Genomic DNA, 15,197 nt, shown 5'->3' with positions numbered 1-15,197 from the left:
ACGCGCCTTGACGACGCACTCGGGCTCTTCCGCGCGGGCGAGCCCATGGATGTCGTGGCCGATGAGTACGGCATGCCGCGTGACCAGCTCGGTGACGCTGTGCGGATCGCGACCAGGACTGGCGCCGGGTTGCGGCTGCAGACACTGGCCGAGGTGCTACCGTCCCGCCGAGCGCGCCGCCCTGGTCCGCCATCATGTACGTGCGTTCTGCTTGACCAGCGGCAACCTCCGCGCCAGTGACATGGCGCAGCTCTATCTCGGGTGCTCGACAAGATCACCGATGCCTGTGCCAGCCCCGGCCCGTTTCTCTACGTCATCTCACGAACCGGACTGCGCGGCGTCGACCTCGGCTGACCCACGAGTTAGTCTGACCAGCGGCGGACGCTCTATAAAGTCATCGAGCCAGGGGGTGCGGTGAGCAAAGGTCCATGGCAATCTCCCGTTCGGCGTCGATTGGGCCTTCTCCTGGGGATTGGCGTAGTCCTCACGGGCGTCTATCTGGCCACTCAAAGCGATAACCCTGGCTGGCTATCGCTACTGCAGGTAGCGGCAGGCTTGTTCGTCATCCTCTCTGTGCTGAAATCGCAGCGGAGGACGAACGGAAACCGTAAGGTGGCCGGCGGAAAGTTGAGTAGGTGAGTTGGCATGACGACAATGCAGGGGGCCAAGGCGGGCACTGTCCGGCTGGTCGTATTCGCCGGTGCTGCCGCGTTGATCTTCGTGGCATCCGTACCTTTTGGCTACGGACCATTGGTCGTCGGCCTGGCGGTGCTCGGCGCCGGGTTCGTCGTCCGGCGCCGGGATCCGGCGCTGGCGAGGCTGGCTCAGATCCTCGGCGCAATCATGACGGCGCTGGGGCTGGCGATCGTGCTGACCAGCCTGGCGGCGAGCTCGGGTCCTGTCGACAAGGCTCCACCAGTCCCACAGGAAGTCCCGGTGCAACGCCCCTGAAGCAGCAAGTCTCCGCCAAGCTGGATGTCCTACCCTCACGTCTGGGGTACCAGACAGGAGGGCACGGATGGGATCGAGTAGCGACGTTCCGGCGTTGCGCCGCGGACTCGCGGTCCTGCGCGTGCTGGGGGCGCACGCCGGGCCGGTGTCCGCCGCCACCGTGGCCAGGGAGCTGGACCTGCCCCGCTCGACCACGTACCACCTGCTCAGCGAACTGGAGGCGGCCGGGTTCGTCGCGCACCTGCCCGCGGAGCGGCGATACGGGCTGGGAATCGCGGTGTTCGAGCTCGGCTCGGCGTACCTGCGGCACGAGCCGCTGGAGCGACTGGCCACTCCGCTGCTGCGCAAGCTGGTCGACCGGACGGGCCACAACGCGCACCTCGGGGTGCTGCACGGCAACGAGTCGCTGTACCTGATCAAGGAACGCCCTGCCCAGCCGGAGACGCTGGTGACCGATGTCGGGGTGCGACTGCCGGGCCAGCTCACCGCCTCCGGCCTCGCCATCCTGATGCACCTCTCCAAACCCCATGTGCGGGCCCTGTTCCCCGCGGCCACGGCCTTCGTGGACCGCACCGGGCGCGGGCCGCGCGGGCTGGCCGAGCTGCGGCGGGTACTGAGCACGCACCGCCGCCGGGGCTGGGCGGTGGAGGACGGCCAGGTCACCGCGGGGTTCGCCTCGGTGGCGTCCCCGGTTTTCGACCACGGCGGCAGGCCGCTGGCGGCGATCAGCGTGACCTTCCGGCACCACTGCGAGGACGGCCCCTGCGGGCAGGACTGGCCAGAGCTCGCCACCGAGGTCCGGCACACCGCGGCCGAGCTGACCAGCCGGATCGGCGGCAGGCCGGGCGACGCCGCGCCGGAGTGAACCCGGGCCTCGGCCGGCGAGTCACCGCATCGGGCCGTGTCCGGGTACCCGGCTCGAGTCCCATGTGGTCGGTGGGTACGGGGCGGTGTGCCCGTGCCGCGCCGGGTACTCCGGCGCGAGGCCGGGATGGGTGATGGTGTTCTCGGGGCGGCAGGCAACCTGCTCCTCCCGGCGGGAGACACGGCCGGCAACGTATCCGACTCCCAAGCCCAGCGGCAGCAGTGCGAGTTCGGCGATCTGGATCCACGCGGCGAACATCGGATTCCCCTCCTCGATGCGGCACCACTCCGGCCACGGGCTGTCCGCGGCGACCGGAGCCGCAGGAGCACACACCAGGTTATTCTCGAACTATCCGCGTACGAATCGTCTATTCGTGTACTATTCGACAACTATGCCGGTCAGGTATGGCATGATCGCAGGGTCGCGTGGATCAGCTGGTACCTGAACCGTGGAAGAAGGCTCCGTTCGCATGCCCCGTCGCCCTGGCACCGACCATGCCCGGCTTGCCGCGAAGCTCCGGGAGATCCGGGCCGCGACCGGCATGTCGGGCAACCGGTTCGCCAGGCACCTCGGCTGGCCACAGTCGCGGGTGTCCAAGATCGAGACCGGGACGCAGCTCCCGACGGATGCGGACATCACGGCGTGGCTGCGCGCGGCAGAAGCCTCCGGCGAGGAGGACGCCGTCACCGAACTGCTCACTCGCGCCAGGGTGGAGTCGGTGTCGTTCCGCCATGCCTACCGGGAAGTCGGCGGGGCCGGCGCCCAGCAGCGGTCCTACCGGGACCGGGATCAGCAAGCCAGCCGGATCGCCACGTTCCAGCCTTCGATGGTGCCGGGGCTGCTGCAGACGCCCGCCTACGCGCGGGACGTGATCTTCCTGCCTGCCAGCCCCGTACGGCTGGGGCATTCCACTCCGGAGGATGCCGAGCGGATGGTGTCCGTGCGCATCGAGCGCCAGTCGCTGCTCTACGACCCTGACAGGACCCTGCTTTTCGTACTCGGGGAGGCGGCGCTGTGGACCCGGATGGGAAGCCTCGAGACGCACCTCGGGCAGCTGGACCGCCTCCAGTCCGTCGTCGGCCTGCGCACGATCGACGTGTGCATCCTGCCGTTCACCGCCGTGATGCCGCTCGCCCCGCCGCTCGGGTTCATCATCTACGACAACGGCTACGTCATGGTGGAGACTCCGACCGGCGAACATCTGCTCAGGGACCCCGAGGAGATCAGGAGCTACGAGCTCATCTTCGACCACCTGCGGGCCGAGTCCGTGAGCGGTGACGCGGCCGTGGAGCTGATCCAGGGCGTTTCGCGACGGCTGACCACCGGGCCCGAGCCCTGACCGGAGCATGCCGGGCGGGTGCCGCAGCCGCTCAGGACGCCACCGCACAGGTCCGGCACTCCGGATGCGACCGGTCCAGTACCGTCACGAAGTTGTGGTCAAGGGTGACCAGGTTGAAACCGTACTGGCAGTTCACCCGCAACCGGGGCGAACCGGTGAGCAGGCTCAGCACCGCGTGCGCGACCAGGTTGCCGACCATCCCGGCCGTCACCGCGTTCGCGGCGTGCACCCTCGGCCCCATCGGCACGGCCCGCCACTCCGCCACCGGCGGCCGCAGGGCCGCGCGATCCTGGTCGGCGGCGCGGGCGCATTCGTAGCACGGACCGGCGCCCGGCCGGTACAGGCCCATATCCGCCTGGGGACCGCGGTACGCCCCGTGCACCCAGGCCGTACGAGTCCGGGCGCAGGCCCGGTTCGCCCAGCTCCACAGCTCGGCAGGCTGGTCGGCACTCATCACAAGGACGTCGCAGGCGGCGGCCAGCGACCGTAGCGCGGCCGGGTGCTCGATTCGCGTTGGCTCCCCCGTGACCTCGATATCGGAGTTGACGGCGCGCAGTTTCGCCACCGCCACTTCCGCCTTCGGCTGCCCCAGGTCCCGCTCGCCGTAGAGGACCTGGCGGTTGAGGTTCGACAGTTCGACGACGTCGTGATCAACACAGTGCAGCCGGCCGACCCCCGACTGGGCAAGGGCCAGCGCCGCGGTGCAACCCACCCCGCCGAGGCCGACGACCACCACCCGAGCCCGCGAAAGCCGGATCTGGAAGTCCCAGCTGGAGCCCCGCGGGGTGCGGTCGACCCACCGGTTCAGCAGCCTGCCGCGTTCGTAACGCTCCCGCTGCCTGCTGCTCAGCGCGGTACAGGCCGGCTCGTCGGCGTCCTCGACGTACCCCAGCTCGCTCAGTTGCTCGATATCCGCCCGAATCTCCCCGGCCGCGCGGCCGGGGAAGCGGTGGACCAGGTCGGCGATCACCTGGTCCACCGTGCGTGTCCCGTCGAGGAGTTCCAGCAACGCCCACACGGCGCCGTCCGGGTCCCGCAGGTCGGCGGCGATGCCGAACACCTTTCCCCCGATGCGCAACCAGCCGTCGCCGAACCGGGCCGGGCAGTGCTCTGCCTTGATACGTGGACGCATGCGAACTCCCTTTACTCAGTTGCCTCCTGAGCCGCAGTAGATGTGCTCGACCGCGTCCTCGCGGCCGACCATCACGATCTCGATCATCGCCGTCCACCTCCTTTCACGGGGGCCGGGAAACCGTCGGGCAAGCCCGGTTCGGTATCCCGGCCACAGCCGGCCGCCCTGGTGCGGGCGCACCCGCCAGCCGAGCCCCCTCTCTACAATGTAGAGTTCTCAATTAGCAGGTACCCCAAATGTAGAGATTCACATTGTGGTCGTCTATGCTTCGCCGATAGGCCGTGCGGGTGAACCCAACTGTGACCGTCCGTGAGAAACCGGAGGAGGTGGCGAGTCCGTGGGCACGCTGAACCCGACCGCCATCAAGCGCTGGATCGCGCTCGAGGCACGGAGGCTCCGGGAGGCCGCCGGGTACGACCGGGCGGCCGCGGCCGAGCGCATCGGCAAGGCCACCACGGTCATCGCCCATATCGAAACCGCTCGGAACCTGCCCGCACCGGCAGACCTGGAGATCCTGCTCGACCTCTACGGGGTCCCGGACCATGTGCCGCTGTTCCGGGACATGATCAAAAGGGCGAAGCGCGGTCAGGACTGGTGGATCAAGTTCACTTCGGTACCGGAGTATCTCACCCTGTACCTCGGCCTGGAAACCGGCGCCGCGCGAATCAGCAGCGTGGACCTGCATATCGTGCCCGGCCTTTTCCAGACCCGGGACTACGCTTTCGCCATCCTGGGACCGCCGGGGCAGCGGATGAGCGACGAGGAGATCGCGGCCAGGGTCGACCTGCGAATGGCGCGACAGGAACTGCTGAACCGGAGTGAGAACCCACCGCAGGTCTGGTCGGTACTCGACGAGGGAGCGCTGCGCCGCCAGGTTGGCGGACCCGCGGTGATGCGGGACCAGCTGCGGCACCTTGCTCAACTGACCGAGCAGCCGAACATCGAAATCCAGGTGCTTCCCTTCACCGCAGGCACCCATCCGGCCACCGATGGCACCTTTACGATTCTCGATTATCCTCCCGAGTTTGTCGGCGACCCCGGAACCGTCTACATCGAAAATCGGCGCGGTGGCCTCTACTACGAGACCACCGAGGAACTACGCGACTTCCGTAACGTTTTCGAGCGCCTGCAGATCCAGGCCGAGAAGCCCGAGCGGTCACGAGAGTTCATCCTCAATCTGTCGAAGGAGATTTCATGAAAAATAACGCATCCTCGTCCGACTCCACCGGCATGCACGGCTGGCGGAAATCGAGCTACAGCGGGCAGAACGGATGCGTCGAACTCAGCGGCTCCGCACCCGGCCACATCCGAGTTCGCGACTCGAAACTCGGTGCGGACAGCCCGATCCTCGTCTTCGACCGGCACGAGATCCAGGCTTTCCTGCGCGGCGCAAAGGACGGTGAGTTCGACCATCTGGTCGGGTAACCGGCTGTACAGGGTGATGCCGTCGGATCCGACGGCATCCGGCTGACCTCCACGGGCCAGCATTCGAACACCGCCCCGGCCGGTTTCCGGCCGGGGCGGGCGAGCAACGGCACGAGCCGCCGCACCGCGCCCTTGCTCAGCACGAGGAAGCAGTACCCGCCGCACTTCGATCATTCCCTCCACTCAGGACGCATACGATCGTCGGCGGTGGCCCTGGCGATCGTCGCCTGTACCGACACCGCCGGGTCATGGAAGCGGTGACCGCCGCCCGAAGCCCGGCCGGTGAACAGCAGGCCAAGCCAGAACCCGGCCGCCAGGGCGACCAGGCACGCACCGACGAAAACCAGGATCGACACCATCCCGCTCACCCGCCCTCGATGGAGGCCCGCTCGAGCAGCGCGAGGCACACCTCGCACGGGGCGCCGGCAGGCCGGGACAGCCGCTCGGCCTCCCCGGGCGCGAACTGCTGGCCGCACAAGGCCACCAGCACCCGCACACAGTCGCCGACGGTGACCGGGACGGCCGCGGGATCGGGTACCGGAACCAGGTGCACCATCCGCCAGCGCTCCCCGACCACCCCGGGCCGGAACCGAACCATCCACAGTGGATCGCTCATCGGAACCCGCCCCCGTCCAGCCGATCCTGCTCCGCGATGACCTCGCGCACGCTGGCCAGCAGCTCCAGCGCGCCCTGACGAGCGAGGTGCGCCGGCTCGCCGTCACCGACCCGGATCGCCACCAGATGGCCGCCGTCCGCGGCGGCGAGACCGAGCACGACGCGGGTGGCCCTGCCGTCGGGGGTACGCGCGGGCGCGATGCGGGTACTTCGCCACTGCGGTGCGTTCACGGTGGGTCTCCGGGCTACGCTGCTTCCAGGCCGACGGCCGCACACTTCCGCTTCCGTCGCTTCCAGTAATATGGAAGCAATTGGAAGCGAGGCGGGCAATGCTTCCTTCGGGTGACGCTATGAACCCCGCTGACGTGCCATATGCTGTGCCGCGTGGGTGGAAGCACGAGGACACCTAAGGCTCGCGCGCTCGGCGCCGCACTCGCCGAGGCGCGGAAGGAGCGCGGGCTGAGCCAGCGTGACCTCGCGGCCAAGACCGGCAAGAGCCCGGGCACCATCGCCCGCTGGGAGACCGGCGACCGGGTGCCGGACCCGGAGGATGTGGCCGCGGTGCTGACCGCGCTGGAGGTCTCCGGCGAGCGCTACGCGGATATCCACGCCATGGCGACGGGAACCAGGGAGCCGCGCTGGCTGGCGGTCACGCTTCCGGAGCAACGTCAGCAGCTGAACGCCCTGCTGGAGTGTGGGCGGACCGCGAGCACGGTGACCGATGTATCGCCGCTGCTGGTACCCGGCGTGCTGCAGAACAGCGCGTACATCCGGGCGATCATGGAGGCGGGCGGCGTGCCGCGCGCCGAGGTGGAGACCCGGATCGCGGTCCGGGTCGGCCGCAGGGAACTGATCACCAGGTCCGAGCCAGCCGAGTTCGTCGCCCTGCTCGGCGAGGCGGCGCTGCGCCAGGTGATCGGCTCCCGCGAGACGCAGGCCGAGCAGCTCAGGTACCTGCTCGAACTCGGTGAACTGCCCAACGTGCACCTGCGGGTGCTGCCGTTCGGCAGCGGATGGCATCCCGCGCTCGAAGGCCCCTTCGTGCTGATCGACTCGACAGAGGATGACCCGGTGGTGCATCTGGAACTGCGGGACACCGGGCTGTTCCTGCACGAGCGGGAGGACGTCGCTCGCTACCGGCAAGCCATCGACACCATCACCGCCGTGGCCCTGCACCCCGAGGAATCGGCCGGTCTCATCGCCGGGATCGCCGCCGAGATGGAAGGAGCATCCTGATGGCAGCACAGCGAGGGTGGGTCAAGTCCAGCCGGAGCAGCACCGGCACCAACTGCGTGGAAATCGCGCTGCCGGACGACACACACCGCGACATCGGCATCCGGGACACCAAGAACCGCGCGGGCGGCACCCTGTTGCTCTCGACCCGAGCCTGGCGGGCGTTCACCCACGCGGTGCGCGCTAGCTGAGCGAGCCGGAACTGCCCGCGTCGATCAGGCCGCGCAACTCGCCGGGCAGCGCGTCCCGGACCTTCTCCACCACGCCCTCGGTGGCCTCACCGATCACCTCGAGCACCACCCTGGACCCGTAGACCGCCTGCGGTGGCGTGGTGTGCCCGCGTTCGGCGACCCGCTCGGCGAACTCGTCGATGCCGAACCGCTCGCCGGATCCGGCGCCGCCCATGGTGACCGTGCGGCGCAGGTGTTCACCGATCTCGATGGGCAGTTGCGCGGCGACATGATCGGCGACCCGCTCGGGTATCCGCTCGCCCAGCGTCTCCAGGGTCGCCCTGGTGATGCCTTCCGCTTCGCCCCTGCTGGCCAGGCGGGCCCGCGCCTGCACCCGGCCGATGAACTGGTCGTGTTTCATGACGCGCTCCTCTCCTCCCCGCCGGAGTTGCCTGCCGCTGCGGCGACTAAACGCGGCCCGGCCGGGTACCCGGCCCGGTATGCGGGAACCCGCCGTGCTGTTGACAGTGGCCCTGGCCGGGCTGGTCGTCTCCGGAACCGGCGCACACGACATCGGCACCTGGCTGCTGGAAGTCACGCCCATCGCGATCGCGGTGCCGGTGCTGGCCGCGACGTTCTCCCGGTTCCGGTTCACCGTGCTCGCCTACCGGCTGATGACCGCCGGAGCGCTGATGATGGAACTCGGCGCGCACTACACCTACGCGCACGTGCCGCTGGGCTTCTGGATGCAGGACTGGTTCGGGTTCGCGCGCAACCACTACGACCGCCTCGGCCACATCATGCAGGGCGTGGTCGCGGCGATCGTGCTGCGTGAACTGCTGCTGCGGCACACCGGGCTGCGGCCGGGGCGCTGGCTGTGGCTGGTGCTCACCGCGGGCTGCCTCGGCATCAGCGCCGGGTTCGAGCTGATCGAGGCAGCCGCGGCGACCGTCAGCGGGCAGGGCGGCGCTTACCTCGCGACCCAGGGTGATCCGATGGACACTCAGTGGGACATGCTGATGGCACTGCTGGGCGCACTCACCTGCCAGGCACTGCTCAGCCGAGCGCACGACCGGCAGTTGCAGGAGAGCCGGGTATGAGACCGGTCAGCCGGTCACTCCACGGTGGGGCGCCTTCCGTCCGCCGCGTCGAGGCCCAACATGGCCAGCAACTCGGCGCATTCCTCCGCGTCCTTGCAGTGACCGGCCACGGTCCGCACGGCGAGCCCGTCGCGGACCACCATGCGTTCTCTTTCCTCGGCCTTCACACCTGCCAACCAGCCCTTGTCCTCGGCCGGTCGGGACGAACCAGCTTGCCTTGCCCAGGTCATCTGGCACCTTCTTCCGGCCCGGTACGGTGCCGCTGTATCGGGCCACGAGGGGGTCCGCGGAACCGGGGAACTCCGCGGACCCCCATCGTCGCACCATCACCTGATCGGGGGTCAGCCGGGCTACTGGAACGTCAGGACGCGAGCGGGCTGTAGTGGTCCAGCATCTCGCCGAAAACCTCAAAGGCGGGCTTGCTCACGCCGTAGGGCGCCTCGAGGTGAATGCTCAGCGGGAACCCCAGCTCGCGCACGCCGTCGGTCACCCGCTTGTACAGCTCCACCAGTTCGTGCTTGCGTTCGGCGAAGGTCGAGTCGGCCAGCTTGGCGACGAACTCCTGTTCCTCCTTGACCGCCGGGTTACCGGGATCCTGGATGAGCCAGTCGATCAGCCTGATCCGCTGCTCGACCTTGGGAACGAAGCCGAACGAGAGCAGAATCTCCGGCCGATGCTCGCTCTGTTTGGCGAAATCGCGCAGGAAGCCGACGATCGCGTCGGAGTAGAGCAGCTGGGTCATGCCGAAGGTCGCGCCCTGGTCGCACTTGAAGCCGAACCGGCCCAGCTCGCCGTCCCGCGTCGGAATGAGGATCACGCCCCGGTTCGGGACCACGCCGGTGAACTCGGCCAGGGCGTCGGTCGGGGCCATGCCGGGGCCGTCGCCGTCGTTCATCGTGCGGGGCACGCCGACGAAGATGATCCCGTCCATGCCCGAGTCACGCAGCTCGTTCAGCCGGGACGTCAGCGCCTGCTTGTCGTGGAACGCGGTGACCTGCGTGCACAGCCCCCGCATGGCACCCAGCTCGGGGCGCAGTGCGTTCCAGAAGTCCAGCACGTCCATCCTGGGCTTCATCTCGACCGGGCGGTCGTCGTCCTCGGCGATCATGCCGGGGATCATCACGTGCTGGATGGCCTCGGTCAGCCCGCTCGCGCGGCAGAGCTCGGCTACCTTCTGGCCTTCCTCGGCCGCCCGCTGCTCGCCACCCTCGATCTCGGGCGGTACCAGCTCGAGTGCGATCGTGTTCATGGCTCCCTCTCGCCGTATCCGCGTTTCCCGACGGGTGGTCCGCGTCCGGTGCCGCGCGCTGGCGGCACCGGACGCGGACGCACGGGATCGATCAGTAGCGGTAGTGGTCGGGCTTGTAGGGTCCCTCGACGTCGACGCCGATGTACTCGGCCTGCTCCTTGGTCAGCTTGGTCAGCTTCACGCCGAGCGCGTCCAGGTGCAGCCTGGCCACCTTCTCGTCGAGGTGCTTGGGCAGCACGTAGACCTGCTTGTCGTACTCGTCGGTCTTGGTGAACAGCTCGATCTGCGCGATCGTCTGGTTGGCGAAGCTGTTCGACATCACGAAGCTCGGGTGGCCGGTGGCGTTGCCGAGGTTGAGCAGCCTGCCCTCGGACAGCACGATGATCGAGTGGCCGTCCGGGAACACGTACTCATGCACCTGCGGCTTGATCTCGACCTTCTTGATGCCGGGGATCTTCTCCAGGCCCGCCATGTCGATCTCGTTGTCGAAGTGGCCGATGTTGCCCACGATCGCCTGGTGCTTCATCTTCGACATGTGCTCGGCGGTGATGATGTCGAAGTTGCCGGTCGTGGTGACGAAGATGTCGGCCTTGTCGACGACCTCGTCCATCGTGGTGACCTCGTAGCCCTCCATCGCCGCCTGCAGCGCGCAGATCGGGTCGATCTCGGTGATGATCACCCGCGCGCCCTGGCCGCGCAGCGACTCGGCCGAGCCCTTGCCGACGTCGCCGTAACCGGCGATGACGGCGACCTTGCCCGCGATCAGCGTGTCGGTCGCCCGGTTGATGCCGTCCACAAGGGAGTGCCGGCAGCCGTACTTGTTGTCGAACTTCGACTTGGTGACCGAGTCGTTCACGTTGATCGCCGGGAACAGCAGCTCGCCCGACTTGGCGAACTCGTACAGCCGGTGCACGCCGGTGGTGGTCTCCTCGGTGACACCCTTGATGCCCTCGGCGATCCTGGTGAACCGCTTGGTGTCCTCGGCGAGGCTCTTGCGCAGCGTGGCCAGGACGACCTTGTACTCGTCCGGGTCGTTCGCGTCGGTCTCCGGAACCGCGCCCGCGGCCTCGAACTCCACGCCCTTGTGCACCAGCAGGGTGGCGTCGCCGCCGTCGTCCAGCAGCATGTTCGGGCCCTTGTCACCGAACTGGAACAGCTGGTTGGTGCACCACCAGTACTCCTCGAGCGTCTCGCCCTTCCAGGCGAACACCGAGACGCCCTCCGGCTTGGCCGGGGTGCCGTTCGGGCCGACCACGACGGCGGCCGCGGCCTCGTCCTGGGTGGAGAAGATGTTGCAGGAAACCCAGCGCACCTCGGCACCGAGCTCGACCAGCGTCTCGATCAGCACCGCCGTCTGCACCGTCATGTGCAGCGAACCGGCGATCCGCGCGCCCTTGAGCGGCTTGGAATCCGCGTACTCCTTGCGAGTGGCCATCAGGCCGGGCATCTCGTGCTCGGCGAGCCGGATCTGGTGCCGGCCGGCCTCGGCCAGCGACAGGTCGGCGACGGCGAACTCGAGGCCGCCCACCTTCTGGAACTTCTCGCTCATGACTCCCTTTCTTGTCTTTCTCAGGTGTTGAAGTACTTCGCTTCCGGGTGGTGCAGCACGAGGGCGTCGGTGGACTGCTCGGGATGCAGCTGGAACTCCTCGGACAGCTCCACACCGATCCGGTCCGGCTCCAGCAGGTCGACGATCTTCGCCCGGTCCTCGATATCCGGGCAGGCCCCGTAACCGAAGGAGAACCGGGCGCCCCGGTAGCCGAGCTTGAAGTACTGCTCGACCTCCTCGGGGTCCTCAGCCGCCACCGAGGTTCCGGATGGGAACAGCAGCTCCTGCCGGACCCTGCGGTGCCAGTACTCGGCAAGCGCCTCGGTGAGCTGCACGCCGAGCCCGTGGATCTCCAGATAGTCCCGGTAGGAGTTCTTGGCGAACAGATCGTTGGCGTAGTCCGCGATCGGCTGGCCCATCGTGACCAGCTGCATCGGCAGCACATCGACCTGGCCGGTCTCCTCGGCCTTCTCCTTGGAGCGGAAGAAGTCGGCGAGGCACAGCCGCCGGTCCCTGCGCTGGCGCGGGAAGTGGAACCGTAGCCGCTCCGGCGCGTCCGGCTCCTCCTTGTCCAGCACGATCAGGTCGTTGCCGTCGGAGTAGCACGGGAAGTACCCGTACACCAGCGCGGCATGCTGCAGGATGCCCGCGGTGGACAGCTCGTCCATCCACGCCCGCAGCCGCGGCCTGCCCTCGGTCTCGACGAGCTCCTCATAGGAGGGTCCCTCGCCCTTCTTGGCGCCCCGCAGGCCCCACTGACCGAAGAACGTCGCTCGTTCGTCCAAAAGGGACAGATAGTCGGCTGTGGCGATCCCCTTGATGACCTTCGATCCCCAGAACGGCGGCACCGGAACCGGGAGATCGGCGGCCACATCGGAGCGGGTGGTGTCGTCCAGGCTCGGCTCGTCGCCCTGCTCGGCCTTGCGCTTCTCGGCGATCCGCAGCGACCGCTCGCGGCGTGCCTTGCGCTCGGCCTTCTTGGCCTGCTCCGCCTCGTCCTCCTCCGGGGCGTCCCCGCGCTTGATGGCCATCAGCCGGTCCATCAGGTTGAGCCCCTCGAAGGCGTCCTTGGCGTAGCGGACGTCACCCTGGTAGACCTCGTCAAGGTCGTTCTCCACGAACGTCCTTGTCAACGCCGCACCACCGAGCAGAACCGGGTACTTCTCGGCAACCCCCCGAGAGTTCATCTCGATCAGGTTGTCCTTCATGATCACCGTCGACTTGACCAGCAGTCCGGACATGCCGATGGCGTCCACCTTGTGCTCCTCGGCGGCGTCCAGGATCACGTTGATCGGCTGCTTGATCCCGATGTTGACCACGTCGTAGCCGTTGTTGGACACGATGATGTCGACAAGGTTCTTGCCGATGTCGTGCACATCGCCCTTGACCGTGGCCAGCAGCAGCTTGCCCTTGCCGCCGGAGTCGTCCTTCTCCATGTACGGCTCGAGGTAGGCCACCGCGGCCTTCATCACCTCGGCCGACTGGAGCACGAACGGCAGCTGCATCTGCCCGGAACCGAACAGGTCACCGACGACCTTCATCCCGGCGAGCAGGTTCTCGTTGATGATCTGCAGCGGCTTCTTCTCCTGCCGTGCCGCCTCCAGATCCTCGTCCAGCCCGTTGCGCTCGCCGTCGACGATCCGCCGCTCCAGCCGCTCGAACAGCGGAAGCTTCGCCAGCTCCTCGGCCCGCGAGGCACTGCTCGAGGACGCGGTCTTGCCCTCGAACAGCTGCATCAGCTTCTGCAGCGGGTCGTAACCCTCGCTGCGCCGGTCGTAGACCAGGTCCAGCGCGACCTGGCGCGGCTCCTCCTCGATCTTGTTCATCGGCAGGATCTTCGAGGAGTTCACGATCGCCGAGTCCAGCCCGGCCTCCTGGCATTCGTGCAGGAACACCGAGTTCAGCACCTGCCGCGCCGCCGGGTTCAACCCGAAGGACACATTGGACAGACCAAGGGTGGTCTGCACCTCGGGGTGCCGCCGCTTGAGCTCGCGGATCGCGTTGATCGTCTCGATGCCGTCCTTGCGGACCTCCTCCTGCCCGGTGGTGATCGGGAAGACCAGGCAGTCCACGATGATCGCGGACTTCTCCAGGCCCCAGTTCTCGGTGAAGTCGGTGATCGCCCGCTCGGCGACCCGCAGCTTCCACTCCGCGGTCCGGGCCTGACCCTCCTCGTCGATACAGGTCAGCACGACGGCGGCGCCGTGCTCAACGGCCATCCGCATGACCTTGTCGTAGCGCCCGCCCGGCTCGGTGCCGTCCTCGTAGTTCACCGAGTTGATCGCGCACCGGCCACCAAGGTGTTCCAGGCCGACCTCGAGCACGTCCGGCTCGGTGGAGTCGACCATGACCGGCAGCGTGGACGCGGTGGCCAGCATGCCCGCCAGCTCCCGCATGTCATGCGTGCCGTCCCTGCCGACGTAGTCCACGCACAGGTCCAGCACGTGCGCGCCCTCGCGGGTCTGCGACTTGGCGATCTCCACGCAGTCGGAGTAGCGCTCCTCCAGCATGGCCGTGCGGAACGCCTTGGAGCCGTTGGCGTTGGTCCGCTCCCCGACCATCAGGATGCTGGCGTCCTGCTCGAACGGGACCGGCTGGTATACCGAGGACAGCCCCGGCTGGCGCTCCGGCTGCCGCCTCGGCACCTCCAGCTCCCTGACCGCCTCGCCGACCTTGCGCAGGTGCTCGGGCGTGGTGCCGCAGCAGCCACCGACCAGCTGGGTGCCGAACTCCTTGACGAACCCGGCCAGCGCCTCGGCCAGCTCGTCCGGGGTCAGCGGGTACTCCGCCCCGTTCGGCCCGAGCACCGGCAGCCCGGCGTTCGGCATCACCGAGATCGGCACCCGCGCGTGCTGGGCGAGCACCCGCAGGTGCTCGCTCATCTCCGCGGGACCGGTGGCGCAGTTCATCCCGATCATGTCGATGCCGAGCGGCTCCAGCGCGATCAAAGCCGCGCCGATCTCCGAGCCGACCAGCATCGTCCCGGTCTGCTCCACCGTGACCTGTGCGATGATCGGCACCCGCCGCCCGGCCTGCTCCATGGCCCGCTTCGCGCCGACGATCGCGGCCTTGGTCTGCAGCAGGTCCTGCGAGGTCTCCACGAGTACCGCGTCGATCCCGCCGTCGAGCATCCCGAGGGCGTTCTCGACATAGGCGTCCCGCAGATCGGCGTAGGGCGCGTGGCCGAGAGTGGGCAGTTTCGTGCCCGGCCCCATGGAGCCGAGCACGAACCGCGGCCACTCCGGCGTGGCGAACTCGTCGGCAGCCTGCCTGGCGAGCACGCTCCCCTTCTCCGCGAGGTCGCGGATGCGCTCGGGGATGCCGTACTCGCCGAGGTTGGCGAGGTTGGTGCCGAAGGTGTTCGTCTCGATCGCGTCCGACCCGGCCTCGAGGAAGCCACGGTAGACCGCGCTCACCACGTCGGGACGGGTTTCGTTGAGGATCTCGTTGCAGCCCTCGAGCTGGGCGAAGTCGTCCAGCGTGAGGTCGTGTTCCTGCAACGCGGTCCCCATCCCGCCATCGGCGACGAGTACCCGCTTGTCCAGTTCAGTGAGGAACGAGCTGTCCAT

General features: G+C 68.2%; 18 protein-coding genes. 8 read left to right on the top strand and 10 right to left on the bottom strand.

Annotation, left to right across the window (positions count from 1 at the left end; genetic code table 11):
• The first annotated feature begins 645 nt into the window (after positions 1–645).
• Both KOI47_RS06000 and KOI47_RS05995 read left to right on the top strand, forming a co-directional pair.
• Positions 646–951: a hypothetical protein gene (locus tag KOI47_RS06000; protein WP_232376564.1), complete on the top strand. Its 306-nt coding sequence runs from the start codon at positions 646–648 to the stop codon at positions 949–951.
• Between the two features lie 67 nt (positions 952–1,018).
• A complete protein-coding gene (locus KOI47_RS05995; RefSeq protein ID WP_216214679.1) occupies positions 1,019–1,816 on the top strand; it encodes an IclR family transcriptional regulator in 798 nt (265 codons plus the stop codon).
• A gap of 21 nt (positions 1,817–1,837) precedes the next feature.
• On the opposite strand, the gene KOI47_RS05990 is transcribed toward KOI47_RS05995, so the two are convergent.
• The gene (locus KOI47_RS05990) at positions 1,838–2,149 is read right to left on the bottom strand and encodes a hypothetical protein (protein WP_216214677.1); all 312 of its coding nucleotides are present in this window, start codon (positions 2,147–2,149) and stop codon (positions 1,838–1,840) included.
• A 136-nt stretch (positions 2,150–2,285) separates the two neighbouring features.
• On the opposite strand from KOI47_RS05990, the gene KOI47_RS05985 reads away from it, so the two are divergent.
• Positions 2,286–3,155 carry a helix-turn-helix domain-containing protein gene (locus KOI47_RS05985; protein ID WP_216214675.1) on the top strand — a complete coding sequence of 290 codons (870 nt, stop codon included), beginning with the start codon at positions 2,286–2,288 and terminating at the stop codon, positions 3,153–3,155.
• A gap of 31 nt (positions 3,156–3,186) precedes the next feature.
• On the opposite strand, the gene KOI47_RS05980 is transcribed toward KOI47_RS05985, so the two are convergent.
• Complete coding sequence (locus tag KOI47_RS05980; RefSeq protein ID WP_216214673.1) at positions 3,187–4,287, bottom strand: ThiF family adenylyltransferase; 1,101 nt, start codon at positions 4,285–4,287, stop codon at positions 3,187–3,189.
• 337 nt (positions 4,288–4,624) lie between these two features.
• Between KOI47_RS05980 and KOI47_RS05975 the strand changes: the two genes are divergently transcribed.
• Together KOI47_RS05975 and KOI47_RS05970 are read left to right on the top strand one after the other, a co-directional pair.
• Positions 4,625–5,485 carry a DUF5753 domain-containing protein gene (locus KOI47_RS05975; RefSeq protein ID WP_216214671.1) on the top strand — a complete coding sequence of 287 codons (861 nt, stop codon included), beginning with the start codon at positions 4,625–4,627 and terminating at the stop codon, positions 5,483–5,485.
• Positions 5,482–5,712, top strand: a complete 231-nt coding sequence (locus KOI47_RS05970; protein ID WP_216214669.1) for a DUF397 domain-containing protein — start codon at positions 5,482–5,484, stop codon at positions 5,710–5,712. The genes KOI47_RS05975 and KOI47_RS05970 overlap by 4 nt, the downstream gene beginning before the upstream one ends.
• A gap of 170 nt (positions 5,713–5,882) precedes the next feature.
• Here the strand turns inward: KOI47_RS05970 and KOI47_RS05965 are convergent, their stop codons facing one another.
• From KOI47_RS05965 to KOI47_RS05955, 3 genes are read right to left on the bottom strand one after another with little or no spacing between them, the layout of a single operon-like run.
• Positions 5,883–6,071 (bottom strand): hypothetical protein, encoded by a 189-nt coding sequence (locus KOI47_RS05965; protein ID WP_216214667.1) that lies wholly within the window; start codon positions 6,069–6,071, stop codon positions 5,883–5,885.
• 5 nt (positions 6,072–6,076) lie between these two features.
• Positions 6,077–6,328, bottom strand: a complete 252-nt coding sequence (locus tag KOI47_RS05960; RefSeq protein ID WP_216214665.1) for a hypothetical protein — start codon at positions 6,326–6,328, stop codon at positions 6,077–6,079.
• Positions 6,325–6,558 (bottom strand): hypothetical protein, encoded by a 234-nt coding sequence (locus tag KOI47_RS05955; protein WP_216214663.1) that lies wholly within the window; start codon positions 6,556–6,558, stop codon positions 6,325–6,327. Before KOI47_RS05955 ends, KOI47_RS05960 begins: the two co-directional genes overlap by 4 nt.
• Before the next feature lie 153 nt (positions 6,559–6,711).
• Between KOI47_RS05955 and KOI47_RS05950 the strand changes: the two genes are divergently transcribed.
• Positions 6,712–7,563 (top strand): helix-turn-helix domain-containing protein, encoded by an 852-nt coding sequence (locus tag KOI47_RS05950; RefSeq protein ID WP_216214661.1) that lies wholly within the window; start codon positions 6,712–6,714, stop codon positions 7,561–7,563.
• Positions 7,563–7,751, top strand: coding sequence for a DUF397 domain-containing protein (locus KOI47_RS05945; RefSeq protein ID WP_216214659.1), 189 nt, complete (start codon positions 7,563–7,565; stop codon positions 7,749–7,751). The genes KOI47_RS05950 and KOI47_RS05945 overlap by 1 nt, the downstream gene beginning before the upstream one ends.
• Here KOI47_RS05945 and KOI47_RS05940 read toward each other — a convergent pair.
• Complete coding sequence (locus KOI47_RS05940) at positions 7,744–8,151, bottom strand: DUF2267 domain-containing protein (protein ID WP_216214657.1); 408 nt, start codon at positions 8,149–8,151, stop codon at positions 7,744–7,746. The genes KOI47_RS05945 and KOI47_RS05940 overlap by 8 nt on opposite strands.
• Positions 8,152–8,230: 79 nt before the next feature.
• Between KOI47_RS05940 and KOI47_RS05935 the strand changes: the two genes are divergently transcribed.
• Positions 8,231–8,830: a DUF2238 domain-containing protein gene (locus KOI47_RS05935; protein ID WP_216214654.1), complete on the top strand. Its 600-nt coding sequence runs from the start codon at positions 8,231–8,233 to the stop codon at positions 8,828–8,830.
• A 14-nt stretch (positions 8,831–8,844) separates the two neighbouring features.
• On the opposite strand, the gene KOI47_RS05930 is transcribed toward KOI47_RS05935, so the two are convergent.
• From KOI47_RS05930 to metH, 4 genes are all read right to left on the bottom strand, one after another.
• Positions 8,845–9,060, bottom strand: coding sequence for a hypothetical protein (locus KOI47_RS05930; protein WP_216217771.1), 216 nt, complete (start codon positions 9,058–9,060; stop codon positions 8,845–8,847).
• Between the two features lie 131 nt (positions 9,061–9,191).
• Positions 9,192–10,079 (bottom strand): mycobacterial-type methylenetetrahydrofolate reductase, encoded by an 888-nt coding sequence (locus tag KOI47_RS05925; RefSeq protein WP_216214652.1) that lies wholly within the window; start codon positions 10,077–10,079, stop codon positions 9,192–9,194.
• Positions 10,080–10,170: 91 nt separating this feature from the next.
• Positions 10,171–11,628, bottom strand: coding sequence for an adenosylhomocysteinase (ahcY, locus tag KOI47_RS05920; RefSeq protein WP_216214650.1), 1,458 nt, complete (start codon positions 11,626–11,628; stop codon positions 10,171–10,173).
• A gap of 20 nt (positions 11,629–11,648) precedes the next feature.
• Positions 11,649–15,197 carry a methionine synthase gene (gene metH / locus KOI47_RS05915; RefSeq protein WP_216217125.1) on the bottom strand — a complete coding sequence of 1,183 codons (3,549 nt, stop codon included), beginning with the start codon at positions 15,195–15,197 and terminating at the stop codon, positions 11,649–11,651.

The sequence above is a fragment of the Amycolatopsis aidingensis genome (assembly GCF_018885265.1).
Lineage (GTDB): Bacteria > Actinomycetota > Actinomycetes > Mycobacteriales > Pseudonocardiaceae > Amycolatopsis > Amycolatopsis aidingensis.
The sequence above is the reverse complement of the archived record's forward strand: the minus strand, read 5'-3'. Positions and strand labels throughout refer to the sequence as shown.

Excerpts from the sequence above, each read along its gene's own strand:
- KOI47_RS05925 (WP_216214652.1), bottom strand. The coding sequence starts at position 10,079 with ATGAACACGATCGCACTCGAGCTGGTACCGCCCGAGATCGAGGGTGGC.
- KOI47_RS05940 (WP_216214657.1), bottom strand. The coding sequence starts at position 8,151 with ATGAAACACGACCAGTTCATCGGCCGGGTGCAGGCGCGGGCCCGCCTG.
- KOI47_RS06000 (WP_232376564.1), top strand. The coding sequence starts at position 646 with ATGACGACAATGCAGGGGGCCAAGGCGGGCACTGTCCGGCTGGTCGTA.
- metH (WP_216217125.1), bottom strand. The coding sequence starts at position 15,197 with ATGGACAGCTCGTTCCTCACTGAACTGGACAAGCGGGTACTCGTCGCC.
- KOI47_RS05985 (WP_216214675.1), top strand. The coding sequence starts at position 2,286 with ATGCCCCGTCGCCCTGGCACCGACCATGCCCGGCTTGCCGCGAAGCTC.
- KOI47_RS05980 (WP_216214673.1), bottom strand. The coding sequence starts at position 4,287 with ATGCGTCCACGTATCAAGGCAGAGCACTGCCCGGCCCGGTTCGGCGAC.
- KOI47_RS05930 (WP_216217771.1), bottom strand. The coding sequence starts at position 9,060 with ATGACCTGGGCAAGGCAAGCTGGTTCGTCCCGACCGGCCGAGGACAAG.
- ahcY (WP_216214650.1), bottom strand. The coding sequence starts at position 11,628 with ATGAGCGAGAAGTTCCAGAAGGTGGGCGGCCTCGAGTTCGCCGTCGCC.
- KOI47_RS05965 (WP_216214667.1), bottom strand. The coding sequence starts at position 6,071 with ATGGTGTCGATCCTGGTTTTCGTCGGTGCGTGCCTGGTCGCCCTGGCG.
- KOI47_RS05960 (WP_216214665.1), bottom strand. The coding sequence starts at position 6,328 with ATGAGCGATCCACTGTGGATGGTTCGGTTCCGGCCCGGGGTGGTCGGG.
- KOI47_RS05935 (WP_216214654.1), top strand. The coding sequence starts at position 8,231 with ATGCGGGAACCCGCCGTGCTGTTGACAGTGGCCCTGGCCGGGCTGGTC.
- KOI47_RS05945 (WP_216214659.1), top strand. The coding sequence starts at position 7,563 with ATGGCAGCACAGCGAGGGTGGGTCAAGTCCAGCCGGAGCAGCACCGGC.
- KOI47_RS05970 (WP_216214669.1), top strand. The coding sequence starts at position 5,482 with ATGAAAAATAACGCATCCTCGTCCGACTCCACCGGCATGCACGGCTGG.
- KOI47_RS05995 (WP_216214679.1), top strand. The coding sequence starts at position 1,019 with ATGGGATCGAGTAGCGACGTTCCGGCGTTGCGCCGCGGACTCGCGGTC.